The organism is Blautia obeum ATCC 29174 (assembly GCF_025147765.1).
Lineage (GTDB): Bacteria > Bacillota > Clostridia > Lachnospirales > Lachnospiraceae > Blautia_A > Blautia_A obeum.
This window is the reverse complement of record NZ_CP102265.1, coordinates 894,026-913,451: the sequence shown is the minus strand read 5'-3', so window position 1 is coordinate 913,451 and position 19,426 is coordinate 894,026. Positions and strand designations below refer to the sequence as shown.

General features: G+C 40.8%; 30 protein-coding genes and 1 pseudogene. 7 read left to right on the top strand and 24 right to left on the bottom strand.

What is annotated here, in order from left to right:
• Nucleotides 1-26: 26 nt before the first annotated feature.
• The 15 genes from NQ503_RS04360 to NQ503_RS04290 form a co-directional block, all read right to left on the bottom strand.
• On the bottom strand, nucleotides 27-836 hold the full coding sequence (locus tag NQ503_RS04360) for a hypothetical protein (RefSeq protein ID WP_049940445.1): 810 nt from the start codon (nucleotides 834-836) through the stop codon (nucleotides 27-29).
• Between the two features lie 253 nt (nucleotides 837-1,089).
• Entirely contained in the window at nucleotides 1,090-1,512 is a 423-nt protein-coding gene (locus tag NQ503_RS04355) for a hypothetical protein (protein WP_005427118.1), read from the bottom strand.
• A gap of 4 nt (nucleotides 1,513-1,516) precedes the next feature.
• Nucleotides 1,517-1,705 (bottom strand): hypothetical protein, encoded by a 189-nt coding sequence (locus tag NQ503_RS04350; RefSeq protein WP_005427120.1) that lies wholly within the window; start codon nucleotides 1,703-1,705, stop codon nucleotides 1,517-1,519.
• A 109-nt stretch (nucleotides 1,706-1,814) separates the two neighbouring features.
• Entirely contained in the window at nucleotides 1,815-2,102 is a 288-nt protein-coding gene (locus NQ503_RS04345) for a hypothetical protein (RefSeq protein ID WP_005427121.1), read from the bottom strand.
• Nucleotides 2,099-2,566, bottom strand: coding sequence for a COG3415 family protein (locus tag NQ503_RS04340; protein WP_005427122.1), 468 nt, complete (start codon nucleotides 2,564-2,566; stop codon nucleotides 2,099-2,101). Before NQ503_RS04340 ends, NQ503_RS04345 begins: the two co-directional genes overlap by 4 nt.
• A complete protein-coding gene (locus tag NQ503_RS04335; RefSeq protein WP_005427130.1) occupies nucleotides 2,559-2,717 on the bottom strand; it encodes a hypothetical protein in 159 nt (52 codons plus the stop codon). The genes NQ503_RS04340 and NQ503_RS04335 overlap by 8 nt, the downstream gene beginning before the upstream one ends.
• An 11-nt stretch (nucleotides 2,718-2,728) precedes the next feature.
• The gene (locus tag NQ503_RS04330) at nucleotides 2,729-3,091 is read right to left on the bottom strand and encodes a hypothetical protein (protein WP_005427138.1); all 363 of its coding nucleotides are present in this window, start codon (nucleotides 3,089-3,091) and stop codon (nucleotides 2,729-2,731) included.
• A 62-nt stretch (nucleotides 3,092-3,153) separates the two neighbouring features.
• Nucleotides 3,154-4,386: a DUF3850 domain-containing protein gene (locus NQ503_RS04325; RefSeq protein ID WP_005427140.1), complete on the bottom strand. Its 1,233-nt coding sequence runs from the start codon at nucleotides 4,384-4,386 to the stop codon at nucleotides 3,154-3,156.
• A 17-nt stretch (nucleotides 4,387-4,403) separates the two neighbouring features.
• Complete coding sequence (locus NQ503_RS04320; RefSeq protein ID WP_005427141.1) at nucleotides 4,404-6,524, bottom strand: PcfJ domain-containing protein; 2,121 nt, start codon at nucleotides 6,522-6,524, stop codon at nucleotides 4,404-4,406.
• Nucleotides 6,521-7,015, bottom strand: coding sequence for a hypothetical protein (locus NQ503_RS04315; RefSeq protein ID WP_005427143.1), 495 nt, complete (start codon nucleotides 7,013-7,015; stop codon nucleotides 6,521-6,523). The genes NQ503_RS04320 and NQ503_RS04315 overlap by 4 nt, the downstream gene beginning before the upstream one ends.
• A gap of 134 nt (nucleotides 7,016-7,149) precedes the next feature.
• Nucleotides 7,150-7,545, bottom strand: coding sequence for an RNase H family protein (locus NQ503_RS04310; protein ID WP_005427145.1), 396 nt, complete (start codon nucleotides 7,543-7,545; stop codon nucleotides 7,150-7,152).
• Nucleotides 7,546-7,547: 2 nt separating this feature from the next.
• Nucleotides 7,548-8,339 carry a rolling circle replication-associated protein gene (locus NQ503_RS04305; protein ID WP_005427147.1) on the bottom strand — a complete coding sequence of 264 codons (792 nt, stop codon included), beginning with the start codon at nucleotides 8,337-8,339 and terminating at the stop codon, nucleotides 7,548-7,550.
• A 190-nt stretch (nucleotides 8,340-8,529) separates the two neighbouring features.
• Nucleotides 8,530-8,727, bottom strand: a complete 198-nt coding sequence (locus tag NQ503_RS04300; RefSeq protein ID WP_005427150.1) for a hypothetical protein — start codon at nucleotides 8,725-8,727, stop codon at nucleotides 8,530-8,532.
• Nucleotides 8,728-8,742: 15 nt separating this feature from the next.
• The gene (locus tag NQ503_RS04295) at nucleotides 8,743-8,898 is read right to left on the bottom strand and encodes a hypothetical protein (protein WP_005427154.1); all 156 of its coding nucleotides are present in this window, start codon (nucleotides 8,896-8,898) and stop codon (nucleotides 8,743-8,745) included.
• 20 nt (nucleotides 8,899-8,918) lie between these two features.
• Nucleotides 8,919-9,062: a hypothetical protein gene (locus NQ503_RS04290; RefSeq protein ID WP_005427156.1), complete on the bottom strand. Its 144-nt coding sequence runs from the start codon at nucleotides 9,060-9,062 to the stop codon at nucleotides 8,919-8,921.
• A gap of 180 nt (nucleotides 9,063-9,242) precedes the next feature.
• On the opposite strand from NQ503_RS04290, the gene NQ503_RS04285 reads away from it, so the two are divergent.
• Nucleotides 9,243-9,482, top strand: coding sequence for a DUF1883 domain-containing protein (locus NQ503_RS04285; RefSeq protein ID WP_005427159.1), 240 nt, complete (start codon nucleotides 9,243-9,245; stop codon nucleotides 9,480-9,482).
• Nucleotides 9,483-9,517: 35 nt separating this feature from the next.
• On the opposite strand, the gene NQ503_RS04280 is transcribed toward NQ503_RS04285, so the two are convergent.
• Nucleotides 9,518-9,679: a hypothetical protein gene (locus NQ503_RS04280; protein WP_154648351.1), complete on the bottom strand. Its 162-nt coding sequence runs from the start codon at nucleotides 9,677-9,679 to the stop codon at nucleotides 9,518-9,520.
• Between the two features lies 1 nt (nucleotide 9,680).
• Complete coding sequence (locus NQ503_RS04275) at nucleotides 9,681-9,884, bottom strand: helix-turn-helix domain-containing protein (protein ID WP_005427169.1); 204 nt, start codon at nucleotides 9,882-9,884, stop codon at nucleotides 9,681-9,683.
• A gap of 229 nt (nucleotides 9,885-10,113) precedes the next feature.
• On the opposite strand from NQ503_RS04275, the gene NQ503_RS04270 reads away from it, so the two are divergent.
• The 5 genes from NQ503_RS04270 to NQ503_RS04250 all read left to right on the top strand — a co-directional run bounded on the left by NQ503_RS04270 (nucleotide 10,114) and on the right by NQ503_RS04250 (nucleotide 14,401).
• Nucleotides 10,114-10,533 (top strand): helix-turn-helix domain-containing protein, encoded by a 420-nt coding sequence (locus NQ503_RS04270; RefSeq protein ID WP_005427171.1) that lies wholly within the window; start codon nucleotides 10,114-10,116, stop codon nucleotides 10,531-10,533.
• A gap of 9 nt (nucleotides 10,534-10,542) precedes the next feature.
• Nucleotides 10,543-10,971, top strand: coding sequence for an ImmA/IrrE family metallo-endopeptidase (locus NQ503_RS04265; protein ID WP_044925982.1), 429 nt, complete (start codon nucleotides 10,543-10,545; stop codon nucleotides 10,969-10,971).
• Between the two features lie 23 nt (nucleotides 10,972-10,994).
• Nucleotides 10,995-11,768: a potassium channel family protein gene (locus NQ503_RS04260; RefSeq protein WP_005427174.1), complete on the top strand. Its 774-nt coding sequence runs from the start codon at nucleotides 10,995-10,997 to the stop codon at nucleotides 11,766-11,768.
• Between the two features lie 139 nt (nucleotides 11,769-11,907).
• On the top strand, nucleotides 11,908-12,807 hold the full coding sequence (locus NQ503_RS04255; protein WP_207635544.1) for a BRO family protein: 900 nt from the start codon (nucleotides 11,908-11,910) through the stop codon (nucleotides 12,805-12,807).
• A 175-nt stretch (nucleotides 12,808-12,982) separates the two neighbouring features.
• Nucleotides 12,983-14,401: a recombinase family protein gene (locus NQ503_RS04250; protein ID WP_005427177.1), complete on the top strand. Its 1,419-nt coding sequence runs from the start codon at nucleotides 12,983-12,985 to the stop codon at nucleotides 14,399-14,401.
• Between the two features lie 81 nt (nucleotides 14,402-14,482).
• Here the strand turns inward: NQ503_RS04250 and NQ503_RS04245 are convergent.
• The 4 genes and pseudogenes from NQ503_RS04245 to NQ503_RS04230 all read right to left on the bottom strand — a co-directional run.
• Nucleotides 14,483-14,581, bottom strand: a pseudogene (locus NQ503_RS04245) (manganese catalase family protein); the annotation flags it as partial.
• Nucleotides 14,582-14,584: 3 nt separating this feature from the next.
• A complete protein-coding gene (locus tag NQ503_RS04240; RefSeq protein ID WP_005427180.1) occupies nucleotides 14,585-14,869 on the bottom strand; it encodes a spore coat protein CotJB in 285 nt (94 codons plus the stop codon).
• The gene (locus NQ503_RS04235) at nucleotides 14,866-15,198 is read right to left on the bottom strand and encodes a spore coat associated protein CotJA (RefSeq protein ID WP_022389031.1); all 333 of its coding nucleotides are present in this window, start codon (nucleotides 15,196-15,198) and stop codon (nucleotides 14,866-14,868) included. Before NQ503_RS04235 ends, NQ503_RS04240 begins: the two co-directional genes overlap by 4 nt.
• Before the next feature lie 123 nt (nucleotides 15,199-15,321).
• The gene (locus NQ503_RS04230; RefSeq protein ID WP_005427184.1) at nucleotides 15,322-15,858 is read right to left on the bottom strand and encodes a flavin reductase family protein; all 537 of its coding nucleotides are present in this window, start codon (nucleotides 15,856-15,858) and stop codon (nucleotides 15,322-15,324) included.
• A gap of 146 nt (nucleotides 15,859-16,004) precedes the next feature.
• Between NQ503_RS04230 and NQ503_RS04225 the strand changes: the two genes are divergently transcribed.
• Nucleotides 16,005-17,192, top strand: coding sequence for an MFS transporter (locus NQ503_RS04225; RefSeq protein ID WP_055055462.1), 1,188 nt, complete (start codon nucleotides 16,005-16,007; stop codon nucleotides 17,190-17,192).
• Nucleotides 17,193-17,273: 81 nt separating this feature from the next.
• Here NQ503_RS04225 and NQ503_RS04220 read toward each other — a convergent pair whose 3' ends face one another.
• The 3 genes from NQ503_RS04220 to NQ503_RS04210 form a co-directional block, all read right to left on the bottom strand.
• Nucleotides 17,274-17,666 carry a DUF1284 domain-containing protein gene (locus tag NQ503_RS04220; protein ID WP_005427190.1) on the bottom strand — a complete coding sequence of 131 codons (393 nt, stop codon included), beginning with the start codon at nucleotides 17,664-17,666 and terminating at the stop codon, nucleotides 17,274-17,276.
• Nucleotides 17,663-18,214, bottom strand: coding sequence for a biotin transporter BioY (locus NQ503_RS04215; protein ID WP_005427192.1), 552 nt, complete (start codon nucleotides 18,212-18,214; stop codon nucleotides 17,663-17,665). Before NQ503_RS04215 ends, NQ503_RS04220 begins: the two co-directional genes overlap by 4 nt.
• 156 nt (nucleotides 18,215-18,370) lie before the next feature.
• On the bottom strand, nucleotides 18,371-19,288 hold the full coding sequence (locus tag NQ503_RS04210) for a mechanosensitive ion channel family protein (protein ID WP_005427193.1): 918 nt from the start codon (nucleotides 19,286-19,288) through the stop codon (nucleotides 18,371-18,373).
• Nucleotides 19,289-19,426 lie beyond the last annotated feature (138 nt).

Here is a 19,426-nt window from a genome sequence, read left to right as displayed (position 1 = left end):
GAAGGGTGCTCTATGTTAGCATATATTTACAAACATATTATTCCTAATCTATCTATCTCTTCCCAAATGTCAAAAGTTCTAAGTACATCACATTCAAGATCCGTATATAATTTACCATTTCGCACACTCCACGTTATTGGAACTTTACATTGGTTCTCAATATTCTTCATTACAATAGCTATTTCCTTCTTTGTTATTCCTGGTTTTAACTCAATTATAATTGAATTATAACTATTCGTCATTTTTAAATCTCTAGTATTTCTTTGCTCCATTTTCAATTCCTGAATATCCTGCATCATACTACGAATCATAATTTCAAGTTTATCTTCGCTTGACATTGAATCATGGGAAATATCAGCAGCCATGGCTTGCCATATTTTTATAATTGAATTTTCTTTACCATCCCTTGTTGATATAATCGCTTCTGTTATTTTTTTTCTCGCCTCAAGTATATTTTCATACAATCTATCACTTTTATAATACACTGTATTAATACCAGATATATCAAATATTTTATCAGTTTTATCATCTTGAACTAAAACAACAGGTTTGTCATATGCCTGCCTTATCCCAAGTTCATACAAAACATTTGGATTACGATTACTTAAATCACATATTGCCATAGGGCATCTATATAATGCGTCAAATATTTTTTTCATTATCGAATCACATATTTTGTTTTCATCAACTCTATAAGCCTCATATCCTGCCGATTCAATAGCTGGTTTAAAAATCTGAGCATAAATTTTATCAAAATGATCTGTTGGGTAATCACCTTGATCACTAATTGGCATAATAACAAAACACTGTTCTCTTTCTTTTTTTGTTTCCCCCATGATATTTCCTCCCACATATATTTTCTTCATAATACTACAAAACGTCCCATATTTCTACAGGACGTTTTGCAAAAATGTATGTAGTTTGGAATATGCTTTTCGGACCGGACACCAGTCATCGGGATAAGCATTAACCCGCTCCATGGGGAGATACTTATGAGAAAAGAAAATCGAACGTCTTGGATATCTCCAATTCGTTCATGATATACTATAGCATCTTTTATCGGGACATGTGGGACATTTGGGACAAACTTTAATTTTTTTCAAAAAATCTTTGAAATTCTTTCTTGATACTCTCTGCTGTTCCTCTGCGTCCCATCCGATCTGCTACCTGCTGCCAGGTCATTTCCTCGAAGATCTTGTATTTAATAATCCGCTGCATCCGGAATGGGATTGATATCATCCATACTTCAACCTGCAGTTTCAACTGCTCAGCCTTCTCTTTCTTCTCTCGTAGGATCTCTTTCTTGTTTCTGAGTCTGATATCGTCTGAATAAGAATATGTCGTTCCCTGTACTTTAAAATGTTGTGGGTTGTAAGGAAATTCCGGATTACTTCCAGATACAGTCTCATTTGCTGTGATACTCTTTCTTTCCTCCAGCTTGTGGATTTCTGCCTCAGTCTCTTTGATCACCTCACATGCATCTATGTACTCTTCCAGAATTCTCTTGTCCATGATGTCAGCCTCCCCGTTTCCATTTCTTCTTGGTTTTTCTGTCTCTGATCTCTGTTATCTCCAGTCCCATCCTGTATGCCATTGCCCGAAGGATACAGTAATCTCTGTATATCTGTTCTGGCATATGTCCTTCACCTCTAATAGCTTCACCAGCTGTTGGATCCGGATATCCTTCATGATTTCTGTATGCCATAGCTATTCACCTTCATCCTTTATGCATATATCCCAATATTCACAGGTCAGACAGCAATGTCTGCACTGTTTCTTTCTAGCTCTGAATATCCAATGTATTAATCTCTTCATTATTCCGTCTCCTTATAGCACTCCGGAAGTGGCATCCAGGCAATTGGTTTCCAGGATTCGCTTAATTTGCTTGAGGTTAATTCTGAACAGAATTCCTTTTCGTTTGTATAGAAAAGCTGTTTTCCCTCTTTCATATAATTCGTGAAAGCCTTGCAGACACCTCTTTGTCCAAATTTATTCTCAACTGTAAGTAACACTGGATAACCACAACAATTCGGCATATCACTGATCGGAATCCAGTTACTTTTATTTGGTTCTGCATCTTTGATATCTAATATCTCTATCATCTTTTCCTCTTTCCTTTTACATATTTCGAACATTCTGCTTCCGGCTGTCCCATATTCCGGCTATGGCCGGTTTTACCGTAATAATCGCATTTGTATACTTTTGCAAGCTCTTTCCGTGTTCCATAGATACATGTCCGACATTTCTTTGTATCAAATACTTTCTGCGGTTCTTTTTCTTTTCGGTATTTACCTAAGCCGTACTTCCTGATCCAGTTTGTTACCGTTTCCGAGCATGTTCCAAAATATTCTGCAATCTGTTTTGATGTGCATCCGTTCTGCAGCATCTTGATCACAACTTGTTCATCATAGGTGCTTTGCTTTGTTTTGGTCTTCAGACCGTATTCCTTCATTTTCTTGAATACAGTTCCTTGTGAGACTCCCAGCTCTACAGCAATCTGTGTCTGTGAGTATCTTTTATCTATGTAATTTTGCAATGTTTCTTTTGCTATTTCCACTTTATCCATATTGATGCCCTCTCAGGAAATTACGCATCATGGATTCTCTCCAGTCTGGCTTATGATCAGCACATTCATCATCATCTTCCACCAGGATCCCTTTGCGGTCGCAAAGGCCGTCATCATTGTCTTTACAGGTCTTACATGTCTTATCTTCCATACACATTCTCCTTATAAATAGCTCTTTCCGAATATTTCTATGAACTGCTGCCGGCTGTGCGTCCTCTCATACTCTTGCTGCCCGATCCGGTGCAACAGCCTCATTGTTTCCGGGCAGTTGTGCACTGCCAGCGGTCCCATTGTGTGGTGATCCAGGCAGAGCCATACCTTCATCCCAGTTTCTTCGGAATGTTTCCGGTTGGGTCCTCCAAATATATGATGCTCATCTATAAACAGATGTTTCTTGTAATTCCCGTCCAGGAGCATGCAGAGATAGCATGTCCCATTTTTCTCATGCAGAAGACTTTTGAGATGTTTCATTCTCTTCTTCTTTTTCTTTTGTGTCTTTGGAAAAATCAATCCTGACTGATCCATGTTCCGCTCCTTTCCGGAGGAGGCTATACAGGCACCTCCTCCTGTGTGAGATATATGTGATTTTAGATAGCACCCGTTACTTTAATTGCCAAAATGCAATATCCATCTTCCAGACCGGTATAATCTTCAAGTATGTATGTGATCTCTGTCTGGATGTTCCTGCCTGTATGCCTGCCTTCTTTGAATTCCATAAGGTCCAGGCTGTCTCCTACGTGAAAATTGTCATTCTTGCAGAACCAGAAAGACATCTTTCCAGAAAGAACATCATCGTAATATGATGCCGCCATCCTGAGCTGCTTCGTCTTCTTTGGCTCATCTGATGGAAGATGTTCCATTTTCTCCTGGTCTTCCTGCTCCTGAAGTTTCTTCTTTGTTTCTCGGTCAATCCTTGCCTGCTGCTTGTTATATTTCTGTTCCTCATTTTTTTGCGCCGGCGCAATTTCCGGTTCTGGCATATATTCCGGATGGTTCTGGATTCTGTCCTGTCCCGGTATCTGGTCTTCCTGCTCCTGGAGCTGTTCTGTCTGTTCGATTTTGTTGGACTCAACAGCTTCACCGAAGCAAGTCTCCCAAGCACGGTCTCCTGCTGCCCCTTCGAAGATCTGTCTTGTCCGGTCGGCAAATTCCTGGTATGTCATCTTTACCGGATCATCACCAAACACTTTTACAAGGATTTCTGTGTCCATGCCATAGAACATTAGGAATACAGTTCCTTTCCGGTAACTCCTGCTGCCAGATGGGGATATCATTTCTGCAAGATCTCTCATTTCCATGTCGGATCCAAAGAATGTATTCATGGCATCCCGGTTGTCATGCCAGAATTCGTATATGGTCGCCTGTATCTTTTCTTCTGTTGTCTGTGCATTCTTCCAGTCCAGAAGATTGTCCGGATTTGATTCATTTTCCCTGTTGAACCGGTTCAGCTCACGGATATCTTCTTTGTGTGCTTCCGGCCGGATCATCTCGTGATCTTCTTCTGGGATCTGCAGCATCTCTTCCAGCTGTGATCGGTTGTAATCTTTATACTCATCCCTCAGTTCCGGAGTATCACCGGGCACGGAATATTTTTCATATACACGGATGAACCGGCTTGTCCCTGTTGCACTCATGCCATATTCCGCTTTGGCAAATTCTGCGATGGTATTGTAACCATCGTTTTTGTATGCTCCGGATTTATCTATTCGGCTCAGCTGCCATCCGATCCGGACAAAGCTCTTTACGATTGTTCCCAGATTGTTTTTGATATCATTTTTGCACTGTATGTAATCATCCAGGCTCAGCTGCATGTATTCCATTGTGTTCTCCCTTCCTTTTATGCTGTCTGTTTCTGCATTCTCTTTTTATTCCTTAACTGCTCTGTATAGTTATCCAGCCATTCCTTCATGTTTTTCTTATCCGGTTTGCAGTCCTTGTTTCCGTACCATTGCAGGATGCGATTTCTTCTTGATTCGATCTCCACTGTGATATATGGCTCTTCCGGAGCAATCTTAAAGCGTAACATCAGGATATAGCTCTCGCCCTCATTGTGTTTCCGCAGGTAATTATCACCGCCGACACAATGGTGAAGAGTCCTGCCTTCCATCACGATCTCCGATGCCGACCGTGCCGGACGGATGATATAACTGTCGTCCTCGAAAAGATATTCGTTCCTGAGCTTCCTATATTCTGACCGGATGTTCGGAAATCTCCGTTCTGCTTCTTTAAGCCGCTTATCCGCTTTATCCTTGTTTGCTTCTGCTGCCATCCTGTCATGTGCATCCTTTAAGTCTCTCGGGAACTGGTATACTGTATTGTTCAGGTCGTAACCAAGACTCAGCCGCATTTCAAGATAATCCATGTAAGTGCGCGCAGTCTGTTTCAATTGTTCGCTTGACATGCCGCACAATGTCCCATACTGGCATCCTGCATACTTTGCAATATGGTTTAATAGCTTCTGCAGGTTTATATATCTGGTTGCCATCTCGATCTGTCCGCCTGTCAGTTCCAGTTCGGCCAGCTTTTCAATCTGCTCCTCCGTCCATATCCTCTGCAGTCTTTTCTCTGCTTTCATGATCTGCAACATATGGATATTCCCTTTTGTATGGATCAGCTGTTTTACACGTTCTTTTCGTATTCCCAGAAAATCATCTGGCCGTGTAGCGTCCTGGTCAGTTACAATCCCATATCTGCAGTTGACCAGTTCTGTGACCACATCGGTTAATCCCATCTTAGTCAGTATTTCAATCTGCGGTGTCTCCATGTATCTTTGCAGGTACATCCTTGGATCTGTCTTTCTGACTGCTGCCGCGTATTCTTTCAGTGCACAGTATTGATATGCTGTTCCCTGCAGTTCCTGGTATGTCTCTGACAAGATCGGTGCAGGATGTATCGTGATATTGGCATTTCCATACAGATTACAGTCATCCCAGTAATCTTCTCCGGAATACCAGCTATGCTTATGGAAATCTGTCTGTGTATTTTCTCCCGGTGCCAGATATGTCCTTGCAACCTCCACGCCTGACATTTCTTCGTAGGCACCATGCATCTCATCACCATTTTCCCCCGCCAGAATCTCCAGAGTCCATTTTTTGGAGACTTCCAGGTACCGCATGACTATGCCTTTTTCTTTGTATTTCTGTCCAAGAAAAAGATGGATTTTCCTTTCATGGCTGCCTTTTACTTTTCCCTGACACTTATAGATTCCGGAAGCTCCACACAATTTGCATCTTCCTATGTTTCCTTCTCTCGGTTCTTCCACCCGTCTCATAAACTGGCTTTCGTAGGATTCTCCGGGTTTCCATCTCGCATCGGTTACCCCGCCGCATTTACTGCATGCGATCTGTACCATGCTTCCCCGTTTCTTGTAGTACAGGTAATGCTTGTTCCTGAAATATACATCATCTGCTGTTTTAAGGATTTTTTTCTCCGGCAGGGGCTTTGTATTCCTGATCCTTTCTTTCAATGCCTGCTGCCGACGTTCATATTTTCTTTCTTCAATCTTTCTCCGGGCAGTGATCGTGATATCATCCTGTTTTTTCTTGACATAATCCCACCAGCGGTCTTCGTCCCACACTCTGGATTTGCAGAAGTTCTTTATCCGGTTCATATCATCTTCACTTTGGAGGACGTTCTTCTTTTTCTCGTTCTCCCATGTATCTCGGCTATCCTCAGGCGGTGTCCAGATCAGTCCTCTCCAGCCACCGCCCGTCTTAATCCTCTGTTTTGACCAGCTTTCATCCTTTGGAAAATATGTACCAAAATCCTTTTTCGTGACCACGATCCGGACCAGCGGAGTTTCCATTGATGTCTTTTTGTTCTGGTATACTTCCAGAAACAGGTGCTTCTCATGCCCGATTACCTTAACTGCCGTCACCCCGACATATTTCACATCTTTTTTACAGATTACGGAGGGCAGTTTCAGATATGGGATCTTCTCTATCGTTTTCTTCTTCATTTATTGCTGCCTCCCAGGTAATATTCTCGGATCATCTTCTTTGCCTCTGCAGTTCCCGGTATACCGAAGTCCACCCTGCTGGCATTGATTCCAGCTTCTTTCACGATTTTTTTATCTATAGTAATCCGGTTTGCAAACGAATATTTCAGCAGCACTGCCATACATCCTGTTAAACTCTTGCCTTTCTTTCTCACCTGGTGCGCCATCATCGGTTCTTCCATGCACAGACCTTTGATGTATTCCACCCAGTCGAGCATGAGCCCTTTCAATTTCAGTTCTTTTGCCTCTGCATCCAGTTTTCCGACTGCTGCCGTGGTTGAATCGCACAGTTCCGGAATCATACCTTCCAGATACATCGCTACAAAATCTTCCGGAATCCCGTTCTCCTTTGCAAGCTCACGGATACTGTCCATGTCTTCCTCGTTAAACAAATTCTCGGCCAGCTCATTGATCTCTTTATAGCTGTCCATTTCTCCAAATTTATCAAACATACATATCTCCCTCTTATCCACATGCACAAATCCACATTTCTTTCAAGTAGACCGTGCTTTTGCACTTTTTTATCCACATTTTTCAACTGGTTACAATTTGTAGCCGTTTCATTTCCTGTTTTTCCCTATTTCTTTCAAGTAGAGCCTGTTTTTGAATACGGCAGCATAGACTCAACTTTGAACCGGACTGCATGCGGTTGTAAAAGTCTCTCCAGTTGCTGCCACAAATCTGCATTCTTAAGCTCCTGACCGTTTCCTCTTTTCCATTCCGCCGATTTCCAGAGAGTCATCTTTCCATGTCCATTCGCCAGATAATGGCTGTCTGTATGGATTGTGATCATCGCCGGCCGGATCATCCTCTGCAGTGCCGCAACCGCGCATTCCATCACAAGCTGATGTCCTGTCACATCCTGTACGTCAGTCTTCTTCTCCAGTATTTTCCCCTGGCACACCAGGATATACCGGTACCAGGCTTTCCTCAGCTTTGGAGCATGCGAGGATGTGATCAGAAATATATGTACCTCCTGCATCTTTAAATCCTCCTTTTCAACTGCACTTTTCTTTTTGGCTCCGGAAATCTCGCCATCGTATATCTACGATACTTAAAGCCTGTCACCGGGTTGATTCCCTCGTGAATGGATATGATGTAATAACCTTTTCTTGGCTTCACTTCATTCTTCCATCTCACCAGTTTATCTACGTGAGGCTTTTTCAACAGCATGTTGCGACTGGTGTTGTAACTGGTTTTCTTCAAACGCGGCTTCGCCGGAGCGCCGTCCTTCTTTATTTCCTTTGTATGCTCATCTTTTGTCATGTAAGCAGCAAGCTTTGAAAAATCCTCATCGTATACTTTAGGTTCATTCCTGATCTCAACTGCATAGATCCCGCCTTTTTTCCATGCCTTCTGCATAATACTGGCAGTATCTCCAATCTCGTTCACCACAAAGTGGATATGCCATGCTCCTTTTGTGCCTCTTTCAATATTCCGGATCCAGAACAATTCCCTGTTTCGTTTCTTATACTCTATCCGAACGATCCGTATTGCCTTCTGAAAATCTTTCAATGCTGTTTTCATATCAGGTGGTCTGTTTGCCTGACTATACGTCCATGTACCAAAGCAATCGCCAACATTGAAATATTCCAACAGCTTATGCCTGCATCTCTTCACTTTGTTATTTATATTCACCAGACGCATCTGCTCTTCTGTAGGCTTTTTCTTTTTTATCCGTTTCTGTCCGGGAGCTCCATAATTGCCATCATGATTCTCTTCTATCTCAATGATCTTTCCATTCCGGAATCTGTACTCTTTTCTTCTGGTAGCCATAGTCTTATGTCCTAACTTTAATATCTTTATCAAGTACTATACGGGGCTGTTCCCCCCGTGAAAAAAGTCAAATAAAAACAGGATTTCTCCTGCAAGCTATTGACGTTATGTCCTCCGGATGGTAATATGTATATAGTGATTTTTGTCCGGAGGACATGATTTTTTTGGTCTGTACATTGCAGTGTACAGATCATTTTTTTATGCCTTTATGCATTGATATAAGTTCTCTCAGTTCTTCTGGCGTTCCAAGATCTTCATAAGCTCCAAGAAGATTAGCAACTTCGCCAAATACCGTAAGCTCCTCCTGCTGCCATTCCAGCCTTAATGTTTTCTGTGTGCTCATCTGGATCCTGTACGAACCATTTGGATTTTTTCTTGTTAGTCTCATTCTTTTTTCCTTTAATCAACAATTTCTCCATACATGCCACCGTTTGGCTATGTACACTGCTACGATCAGTGCCAGTGCTCCGGCAAGCTGTTCGCCTGCATTGTTCCAGATCCAAAATGGAAGATAGCTTGCACATCCTCCGATCAAGATGGAATCTATTAAATCTTTCATGCTTGTCCTCCCTGCTGCCTTTATCCGGCAGCCCTCTTTTCGTAGTTCATTGCCTGCAATGCGTTTTCCACGCGCTCTCGGATAATCTCAGATGCTTTTGCACCTGATACCTCCTCTTTTACACCATTAACCTGTATTCTGGTGATAAACTCTATCTTTCCCACATTCTCACCTCCCTGTGATATGGTATGAAATGTGCCTGTCTGCGGTTCCTAGGTCGAAATTTATCGAATTTTGCCGAAATAAGTCGAACTTTGTAGCACATATTGTTTTATATGTTTTAGTCTCCTATACTTTATTCACAAGGCACTGACATGCCTGAGTAAATAAGGAGGAGAATATTTATGTCTGTAAAAATACCTTATGCGTATAGCAATGGTACACTTTCTGTAGAAGTAAGACTCAAACATGCTGCTGATGTATTTTTAGTAGATACGGTAAACTACCATAAATATCAAAAAGGCGAACGTTTTAAATATTATGGTGGTCATTATACAAGAACTCCCGTTCGCATCACCGTATCCGGTGTTGGCAATTGGTATTTAATTGTCCAGGGCAGTGAATATGAATATCGTTTCTACTAATCTGTTTTCCATGAGGCCCCACAGATTGTGGGGTCTCATTCCCTATTTAAAGTCGCATTTTTACACATATACTCTTCAACTTCTTTCATGCAGTCTCTAAGATTAGAAATTGTCATTCCTTTTTCTTCTACAAAACGAATAACTTTCCTTTCTAGTTCCTCTGCATCTTTATGTATCATAAGTTTTTCTTTCTCCACCTCAACTCGCCTCCTTCTGGTCTGACAAAAAATATTCAATTGGTACATTAAAATACTTTGCCAAACGTTTTAAACTTTCTAAGCTTGGTTCTGATCTTCCAGACTTCCAATTAGAAAAAGCAGTTTGGCTTATTCCTGTTTCCTTTGAAATCTGATATGATGTTTTGTTCACTTTCTCTAATAACAAGCTATATTTTTCGTACATAATTACACCTCCTTACGAAAGTATATTCTCTTGCAATTACTTTCGAGCTGTGATATACTTTCAATCATAAAACTACCACATTTTATAAAAGAAAGCATTTCACATTCGAAAGTGTTTTTATAATTGCTTTCGTTTTCGTAAGCAAATAATACGTCTTTTCTCGTTAGTAGTCAAGTGTTTTTACTAACTTTTGTGAAAGTATGCTATCTTTGTGAAAGGAGCCCAATTTATGTACGAAGTATTTGAGCAACTTCTACAAAAGAACGGTGTTACTTCTTACAAAGTTGCAAAAGAAGCCGGCGTGACCCAAACAGCATTGAGCAACTGGAAATCTGGTCGAAGTACACCAACAACAAAAACATTGCAAAAAATAGCTGACTACTTTGGCGTAACCATTGATTATCTTATGACTGGGAAAGATATTTCTGCTCCTCAAGAATTAACTGCCAAGGATAATCGTGATATTGCTAAAGATCTGGACAGTATCATGGAAAAACTTACCTCTGGTGAAGATGGACCTGCAAGCTACAACGGTGAGGAATTGAGTCCGGAAGCTGCAGAGCTATTCCGGGATGAATTGGAAATTGCTTTGAAGAGATTAAAGATTATAAATAAAGAGAAGTACACTCCTAAGAAGTACAAAAAGTAGGTGGATTGCTTGAATCGTAATATCAAGAAAATTGTTTCTTACTATAAAAGAAAAACAGGAACATCAGACCCTTTTGCCATCGCTGATCAGCTTGGTATCCTGTACCAGATTTGTGATCTGCAGTTCGAAGGATGCTATATGTTCCTGAAAAATCACCGCTACATATTCATTAATCAAAGTCTTCCGGAACACGAACAACGTCTGGTCATGGCTCATGAGCTTGGTCATGCTCTCCTGCACCGGAAGGAAAATTGTTATTTTATTCGTAACAAAACACTTTTACTGAATTCCAAAAAGGAAATCGAAGCCAACAAGTTCGCAATGGAGCTGCTGTTACCAGATTCATTCCTTGCGGAATACAGGGATTTTACTATTGATCAGATATCCAGAATGACCGGATATCACCAAAAACTTTTAGAACTAAAATTTCATGAATAATTCAATGGAAATGGAGAATTTTAATGTCAAATTCTATTGATATGAAATCGCAATTTTCATTTATATATGATTTATTATTTTCTATCCTTGCACTTGTAGCTGTTTATCTGGCTTTATGTGATTTAACCACTGGATGCACAGATTTTCAACTTAAGCTCGACAATGCAATCACCGTAATTTTTATTATAGATTACGTTGTTCGAGTTATTGTTGCAAAAAATAAAAGACTTTTCTTTAAACAAAATATTTTTGATTTAATTGCCATTGTACCTTTTAATTCTTTATTTAAGATATTCCGTGTTTTCAAATTTCTTAAAGTATTAAAAGCTCTAAAATTTTTAAAATTGGCTCGTATATCAGCCTATTTTGCAAGATTCTACAAACGGGTAAAATTTTTCTTTGAGATTAATGGACTTAAATACATGGTATTTACCAGTTTGCTCTGTATCATCACAGGCGGCATTGCAATTCATTTTGTTGAAGGAATGGACATTTTTGATGGTATATGGTGGAGTTTTGTGACTACAACAACTGTCGGCTATGGTGATATTTCTCCCACAACTCCAATTGGCCGAATTATTGCGGCTATATTAATGATAGTTGGTATTGGTTTGATCGGATCCCTTACCAGTACTATTACTGCATTATTTTTTCAACAACATGAAAAGTCAGCCAAACTCGATACTAAAAGTGAAATGTTAAAGACATTGCAGGCTCAGCTCGATGATTTCGAAAATTTATCAGATGAAGACATTGAAACAATCTGCAAAACCATACAGTTTCTGCATGACAAATAACTCCTTGTTGAATAAATACAGAGACTTTACTATTGAGCAGATATCCAGAATGACCGGATATCACCAGAAACTGATTCAGCTTCGAGTTGAGAATTGAATAAGTCGGTGACAAATTGTCACCAATTGAAGACGAAAGGATGTGATTATCTTCTTTTTCTATATGTATGACGAAGATGCCAATACTACTGTTCCGGTAGAGGCTGAGTCCGAGAATAATGAGGAACTGGAATTTTTCTTTGATGATAAGGTGAGAAAGGTCTGGCACAAGCAGCAAGAAGAATGGTACTTGTCCGTTTCAGATGTTGTTTCTGTTTTAACTGATAGTAAAGATGTTAAGCAATATATTAAAAAAATGCGTTCCAGAGATTCAGAATTAAACTCCAACTGGGGTACAATCTGTACCCCTGTTCAAATGATTGCACAAGACGGAAAGAAAAGACGTATAAATGCTGCTACTATAAAAGGTGTACTCCGTATCATTCAGTCAATTCCTTCAAAGAAAGCTGAACCATTCAAGTTGTGGCTTGCAAAAGTTGGAAAAGAGCGTCTGGATGAAATTGCAGATCCTGAACTTGCCTTTGAACGTATGATCCGTACATACCGTCAAAAAGGATATAGTGAAAAATGGATTGAGCGTAGGCTGGAAGCTATCGATCACAGAAAGAATCTCACCGCTGCCTGGGATGAAGCCGGTATTAAATCCGGAAAGCATTATGCTATGTTGACTGACACGCTTACACATGAATGGTCCGGCAAACATGTAAAAGACTATAAAGCATTCAAAAATCTGCACAAAGAAAATCTCAGAGACAACATGACAGACATCGAGTTAGCTCTAAATCAGCTCGCAGAAATATCCGCCACTCTAATTGCCAACTCGCAAAAACCAAATGGTTTTGCTGAGACTCGCAAAACAGTTGTCGAAGGTGGTTCTATTGCCGGCAATGCCAGAAAAGAATTGGAAGGAAAGCTTGGTCACAGCGTTATTTCACCACTTAATGCTTCAGATCCTGCATTGCTTGATAACAACGAAGAATAACCAAAAAGAAAAGCCGCCTCAGTATTGGCGTACTGAAGCGGTTCAGATCTCCGAAGAGATACTCGTTTTGCAAGAATTATTGTATCATCTTCGGAGCAGGCGCACAACCAGAACGTTTGTGCGGCTGTTATTTTTGTACCCAATTTTACATATTTTATAAAACCGAGGTGATATCATGAGTGATCGTATTGGAGCTTTATATATACGAGTCTCCACAGATGATCAGGCGGAGCTTTCTCCTGATGCTCAGAAGCGCCTGCTGCTGGACTATGCTAAAAAGAACGGTATCATTATCTCTAATGATTTTATCTTTTCCGAGAGTGTATCCGGCCGGCATGTTCAAAAGCGTCCTGAGTTTCAACGTATGATCGGCATTGCCAAGCAGCCGTCACATCCGATTGATGTGATACTGGTCTGGAAATACTCCAGATTTGCCCGTAATCAGGAGGAATCTATCGTATACAAGAGTATGCTCAAGAAAGACCATGTGGAGGTAATAAGCGTATCTGAGCCTCTTATAGATGGTCCTTTTGGTTCTCTGATCGAGCGTATTATTGAATGGATGGATGAATACTACTCTATCCGTCTCTCCGGAGAAGTTCTTCGTGGCATGAAAGAAAAAGCTCTCCGGAATGGATACCAATCCTCTCCCTGTCTTGGCTATGAGGCTGTGGGACACGGAAAGCCTTTCCAAATCAATGAAGCCGAGTATGCTATGGTATCTTATATCATGGATCTGTACGATAATCAAAACATGGATGAAACTGCCATTGCAAGGAAATGTAATGATCTGGGATATAAGACCAAACGGGGTAATCCATTTGAGCGGCGAACCATTGATCGGATCCTGCAGAATCCTTTCTACTGTGGAATCGTGTCCTGGAATGGAGTAGAGTTCGAGGGCGCGCATGAAGTCCGGATTTCAAAAGAACGTTTTGACCGGAGGCAAAGATTGATTGCTTCCCGCAAACGTCCCATGAAAGCCCGGAATATATCTACGTGCAAGCACTGGTTATCCGGATTGCTGAAATGCTCTGTCTGTGGTGCTACCCTCTCCTACACCGGCAACGGCAAGTGTCCATACTTCCAATGCTGGAAATATGCAAAGGGATTTCACAAAACTTCTGTCGCGCTGTCTGTAAAAAAAGCAGAAGAAGCTGTGATCGAATATTTTGATCAGGTTCTTGCCGGTGCGGACTTTACATATGTACGCAAAGAACAGCCTGCTGCAGATGAGACTGCTGCCATTGAACAGCTCCAGAAGGAACTATCCAAACTCTCTGCCAGAGAAAACAGGATCCGTGATGCATACGAAAGTGGAATTGATTCGTTGGAAGAATATAAAGCCAACAAAGAACGGTTGATCAGTAATCGACTACAGCTTGAAACTGAATTGGAAAAGCTCCGAAAAGAGCAGGAAGAAAAAGAAGTAAACAAGGAAGATGTGCTTCATGAGATTAAATCTTTGAATGACATACTCAAAAATCCAGATGTGAGTTATGAAGAAAAAGGAACTCTGATACGTACAATTGTTGACCAGATTATATATGACAAAGAATCCGGTAAAATGTACTTTGACATTATCGTATCATGATTCCAGTTCTTCTTTTCCCCTTATAAAGTGCCCGAAGCCCGCATAAATACTGGGTTTGTGGCACTATTATAGGGTATTACAGTCCGGGCCACCATACTGACTCATGATGAACTGGGCGATCTTTGCATTTGGAGTCTTAATATTTACCGGATACTGCAGTCTTTTTTCATAATTCCACATAAACTATCTGCACCCTCCTTCCGTTTCCCATGGGAATGGCTGTTGCACCCATTTCCATGTATCCCCACCAGATTCCAGTGCAGCATCTACTGTCAGTGGGCCATAACACTGCGCATATTCTTTCAGCAGTTTCTGGCGTTCCTGTTCACACTCCTGATAAAAGGAGATTGCCTCTTCACAGCATGGATGTGTATCCAGATAAAGCAGAACATCATTTACTGCAAAACTGACTTCGTTGATACGGTTCATTAATTTTTCTTTTGCAGTACACTGATTGCGATACATCATCTCTGCCCACCTCTCTTTCCACAAAATGGTTTACAGAGCTGCGGAAAAACAGTTCCGACCTTCAACGCATATCCAAGATCATATGTCGTAGTAAATTTCTGGCAGGGAACATACGCCATGGCTGCTTCCATCTGATCGATGTGTGTATACATTTCCGCATCTCTGGTTTTGGCATCCGGAAGGTGACACGGGCATGGCGAAGGGCGGGATGGCTGATTTCTGGAATTATTACGGCAGGAACACTGCTGCCCGGACATCATCTCTTTTGCCATTCCACAAGTTGCATTATATGGGCGGCCACATGGACGGTTCATCTGATAATTTTCCATGAGCAAATCCTTTCTGTCACAAATAATATGTCTCTATATTTTATGACATAAATATGGAATGGTGCGCATATCTGCCCATAAAAACAGCTCCCTTCACCGGGGAGCTGCACATTTCTTATCGCATTACTCAATCACATATGCATCTACGATTTCTCCGTAATATGCAATGTGTGTATCTCTGTTTGCACCTGAAAATGAACTTTCTACATTCTGTGGGTAAAACTTCTCTCTGTTTTCCTCTGTCATGGCCTCTGTATCCTGTGTCTGTTTATAGACTACTTTGCATTCCAGTGTCAGTGGAAGTTCTTTTACTCCCGGGACAGAAATTGTTTCCGGTTCTTCGTAAGTCAGACCAATTTCTTTCGCTTTATCTACATCCCTTCCTGATTTTGCCCCACAGTATCCAAGAATTTTTTTTGCACTGTCATCCAGTGGAATATTAACCGTAAATTCGCCATTCTTCTCAAGAAGACTCCTTGTAAAACGACTTTCTCTGACAAATGTAATAAAAACTGGTTTTCCCCATTCTACGCCAACCATTCCCCAGGAAATTGTCATAGAGTTCACTCTGCCATCTGCTTTTCCGGTAATCAGCACTCCATTTTTTACTCCGTTCAAAATTTCTCCCATATGTTCAAAAACATCTATTTTTTTCTTCATGATCTTATTTTCCTCCTGTTAGTTTACATACATTTCTTTTGTACTTTATCTTAAGATAAAAAACAGGAATCTGCAAGTATTTTGTACTTTATCATTCACGTTTTTAAATGTATAATAGAAGTACTTTAACAAAGGAGTTCAGAATCATGTCACCATCAAAATCCAAAAATCTTACCCCTTCCTATGCAGTCATCCAGGGACTGTACTGGATGTATTTTGCAGCAATCATGAGTTTTTCCGGTTTTTTTCTTCTTTCCGGTGGATTTACCAATACTCAGATTGGAATCCTTGCAGCTATAGCAGGACTTCTGTCTGCAGTACTGCAGCCTGTCCTTGCAGGTTACGCTGACCAGCCACAAAGCCCCTCCCTGAAAAAACTGATCCAGATGCTGTATTTTCTTCAGCTGATCCTTGTGATCGGATTATTTTTATCCCATTCTCTCATACTTACCGGACTTCTTTATGGTTCCAGTATTGCCCTGCTGCAACTGATGACTCCTTTTATTAATTCCCTTGGAATGGAAAGCATCAATCAGGGACATTCTCTCAATTTTGGTCTTGCACGTGGAATGGGATCTGTCGCTTATGCCTGTATCTGTTACATTCTGGGGATCATTACGGTAAAAGCCGGACCTGTTTCCATCCCGATCACTGTAATTGTCCTTACCCTGCTGTCTCTTGGTATCCTTATTCTTTTTCCATTTTCCAAAGCAAAATCAGACAGCACTGCCACGAATGCTCCCAAAAGCAGCTCAGACAGTAATCCAATACTTTTTTTCAGGAAATACAAACGTTTTTCCCTGGTACTGCTCGGATGTATCTTTATCTATCTCAGCCATGTTCTGCTGAATAACTTTAATTTTCAGATTGCCCTGGCAAAAGGGGGCGGAAGTGCAGAAATGGGAACAGCCTCAGCAATCGCCGCCATATGCGAATTACCAACGCTTTTCCTTTTTGGCTATATCATCCGCAAATTTCGCTGTGACCTTCTGCTAAAAACTGCCGGTATCTTTTTCACGATAAAAGCACTTGGCACGCTGCTTGCTCCGGGTATTCCGGTATTTTACGGCGTACAGATTTTTCAGATGCTCGGATGGGGACTTATGACTGCAGCTTCTGTTTATTATGTAAATGCCCTAATGGAACCGGAAGACGCAATCAAGGGGCAGGCCTATTTCACAATGGCATATACCCTTGGAAGCGTACTTGGTTCTTTTCTTGGCGGAACACTCATCGACCTTGCCGGAGTACACGCAATGCTGCTCTTCTCAACAGTCTCTGCATTCATTGGTGCACTGATCGTACTAATCTTTGCTGAACGTACTTCAAAATAATATTCCAAAAAACACCGCAAACAGATACTACTTTCATCTGTCTGCGGTGTTTTTCATTTGTTATTTTTCATTTATTATTTTTCATTTGTTTCGTTTCCATCTGCTCTGTTTATTCGCACAAATCTCATTCCACTGACAATTCCCACAGATTTCCACCCGTTTTCCTGACTCGATCACATTTTTCTGCACATTTTCCACAAATTCCTGAAATCTCATCTGTGCTTTTTCACTGAGTCCGCATGCTTCAAGCACTTTACGGTCATAGGCTTCCACCAGACCGGCACTCACGCAACTTCCCTCTTTCAGATTCGGACACTCTTTACAGATTTCATCTCCGGATACGGTAAGCTCAATATCTGCGCCTTTTTCAAAAAACTCCAGCATCTTCTGCATATTTACTGTGAATCCGTCACTGTAGCCTTTTCCTTCAAAATACGCAAGACACATTCCATGATGCGGTCTTAAACAGATCATGCTACAAATTTGCGGAGCTTTCTGGAAAGACCATAAGCCAGAACAATTTTAATAATATCCGGAATGATAAATGGAATGACACACCATCCCAGAACAGTTGCAAGACCAACGGCACCATTCGCTCTGCTGTAAACGATCATAAACCATGCAGTACCAAAAGCATAGCATACGATCAGTCCTACGATCATGGACACAATCTGCATTACGGATTTCTTACCCGGAAGTTTTTCCATTGCCCACATAACAAGGGCAGAAAACAGAAAACCAATAATATATCCGCCAGTTGTTCCAGCAAGAACACCAATACCTCCAGAAAATCCTGCAAATACCGGTACTCCAATTGCTCCAAGCAGAATAAATACCAATATGGAAAGTGTTCCTCTTTTTCCACCAAGGACACCTACCGCTACAAAAACGCCAAACGTCTGCAGTGTAAACGGAACAGCTGTCGGAATGGATATCCAGGAACAGATTGCCATAATAACTGCAAATACGGCAATGTACACAATATCATAAGTTTTACTTCTGGTTGCTGCTATTGTACTCATTTTTTTCTCCTCCTCGTGATGACAGTTCTATCTGTTATCTATTTAACAATTTAACACAGGCCTTTCCAATTGTCAACTTAATATAAAAAGAGGTTTACATTTAAAAAATTATATTCTTAAATGTAAACCTCTTTTTATAATATTATTTATCGTCAACTATTTCTGTTGATGTACATAAACCTCCATCTGGTTATATGGAATCACAATTCCGTTAGCATCAAATTCTTCTTTTATCTTCTGATTCAGGCGCCATTTCGTTGGCCAGTAACGTTCTGTCGACACCCAGACACGCAATCCCATGATCACTGCACTGTCTGCAAGCTCGTCCACAAACACAACCATTTCTTTTGTGTCGCTTTTGGTATCTGCATCTTCTCTGAGAATTTTCTCAATGATTCTCTTTGCCTTCTGAATATCTGCCTCATAGGAAATTCCAACTTTGATCTCAAGTTTACGATTCTCCTTGGCCGTTACATTTATGATTGTACTGTTTGACAGTGTTCCATTTGGTACCACAATTTTTTTATTGTCAATGCTCAGAAGTGTTGTATAGCAGATCTCAATCTTGGCGACCGTACCCTCACACCCGTTTGACTGATCCTGAATGATATAATCTCCAACTACAAAAGGTTTAAAAAGCAACAAAAGAACTCCTCCTGCCAGATTTGCAAGACCTCCCTGTAGTGCCAGACCAACCGTCACACCTGCCGTACCAAGCAATGCCGCTACAGAAGATTCCTTTACACCAAGGCTTACTGCAATATTGATGATCAGAAGGACATACAAAACCGCTTTCCCGGCAGAAGAAGCAAACTGTATCACACCAGCATCCACATTGGCTCTCTCCAGAGATCGTCTCATAACATTCAATATCCACTGAATGATTTTTCGTCCCACGAAGAACACAATTACTGAAAGAACAACTTTAATACAAAATCCCATAACTGCCGGAACCTGGTTTTCCATATACTGTTTAAAATTCAACAGATCTTTCAGACTATCCTTCACACCGTCAATTCCCATTTCCTGCAGACCTTCATCTACTTTACTGACAGTTTCACTGACTGTATCCATAAAAAATCCCTTTCTTTTTTCAATCTGTAATTGTATCTATCATACATCTCTGATATTTTCTTTTGTATTTATTAATATACCATGATTTTTCTGCAAAAACTATTTTAAATATTTAAAAATCCCATATACAGTGATATA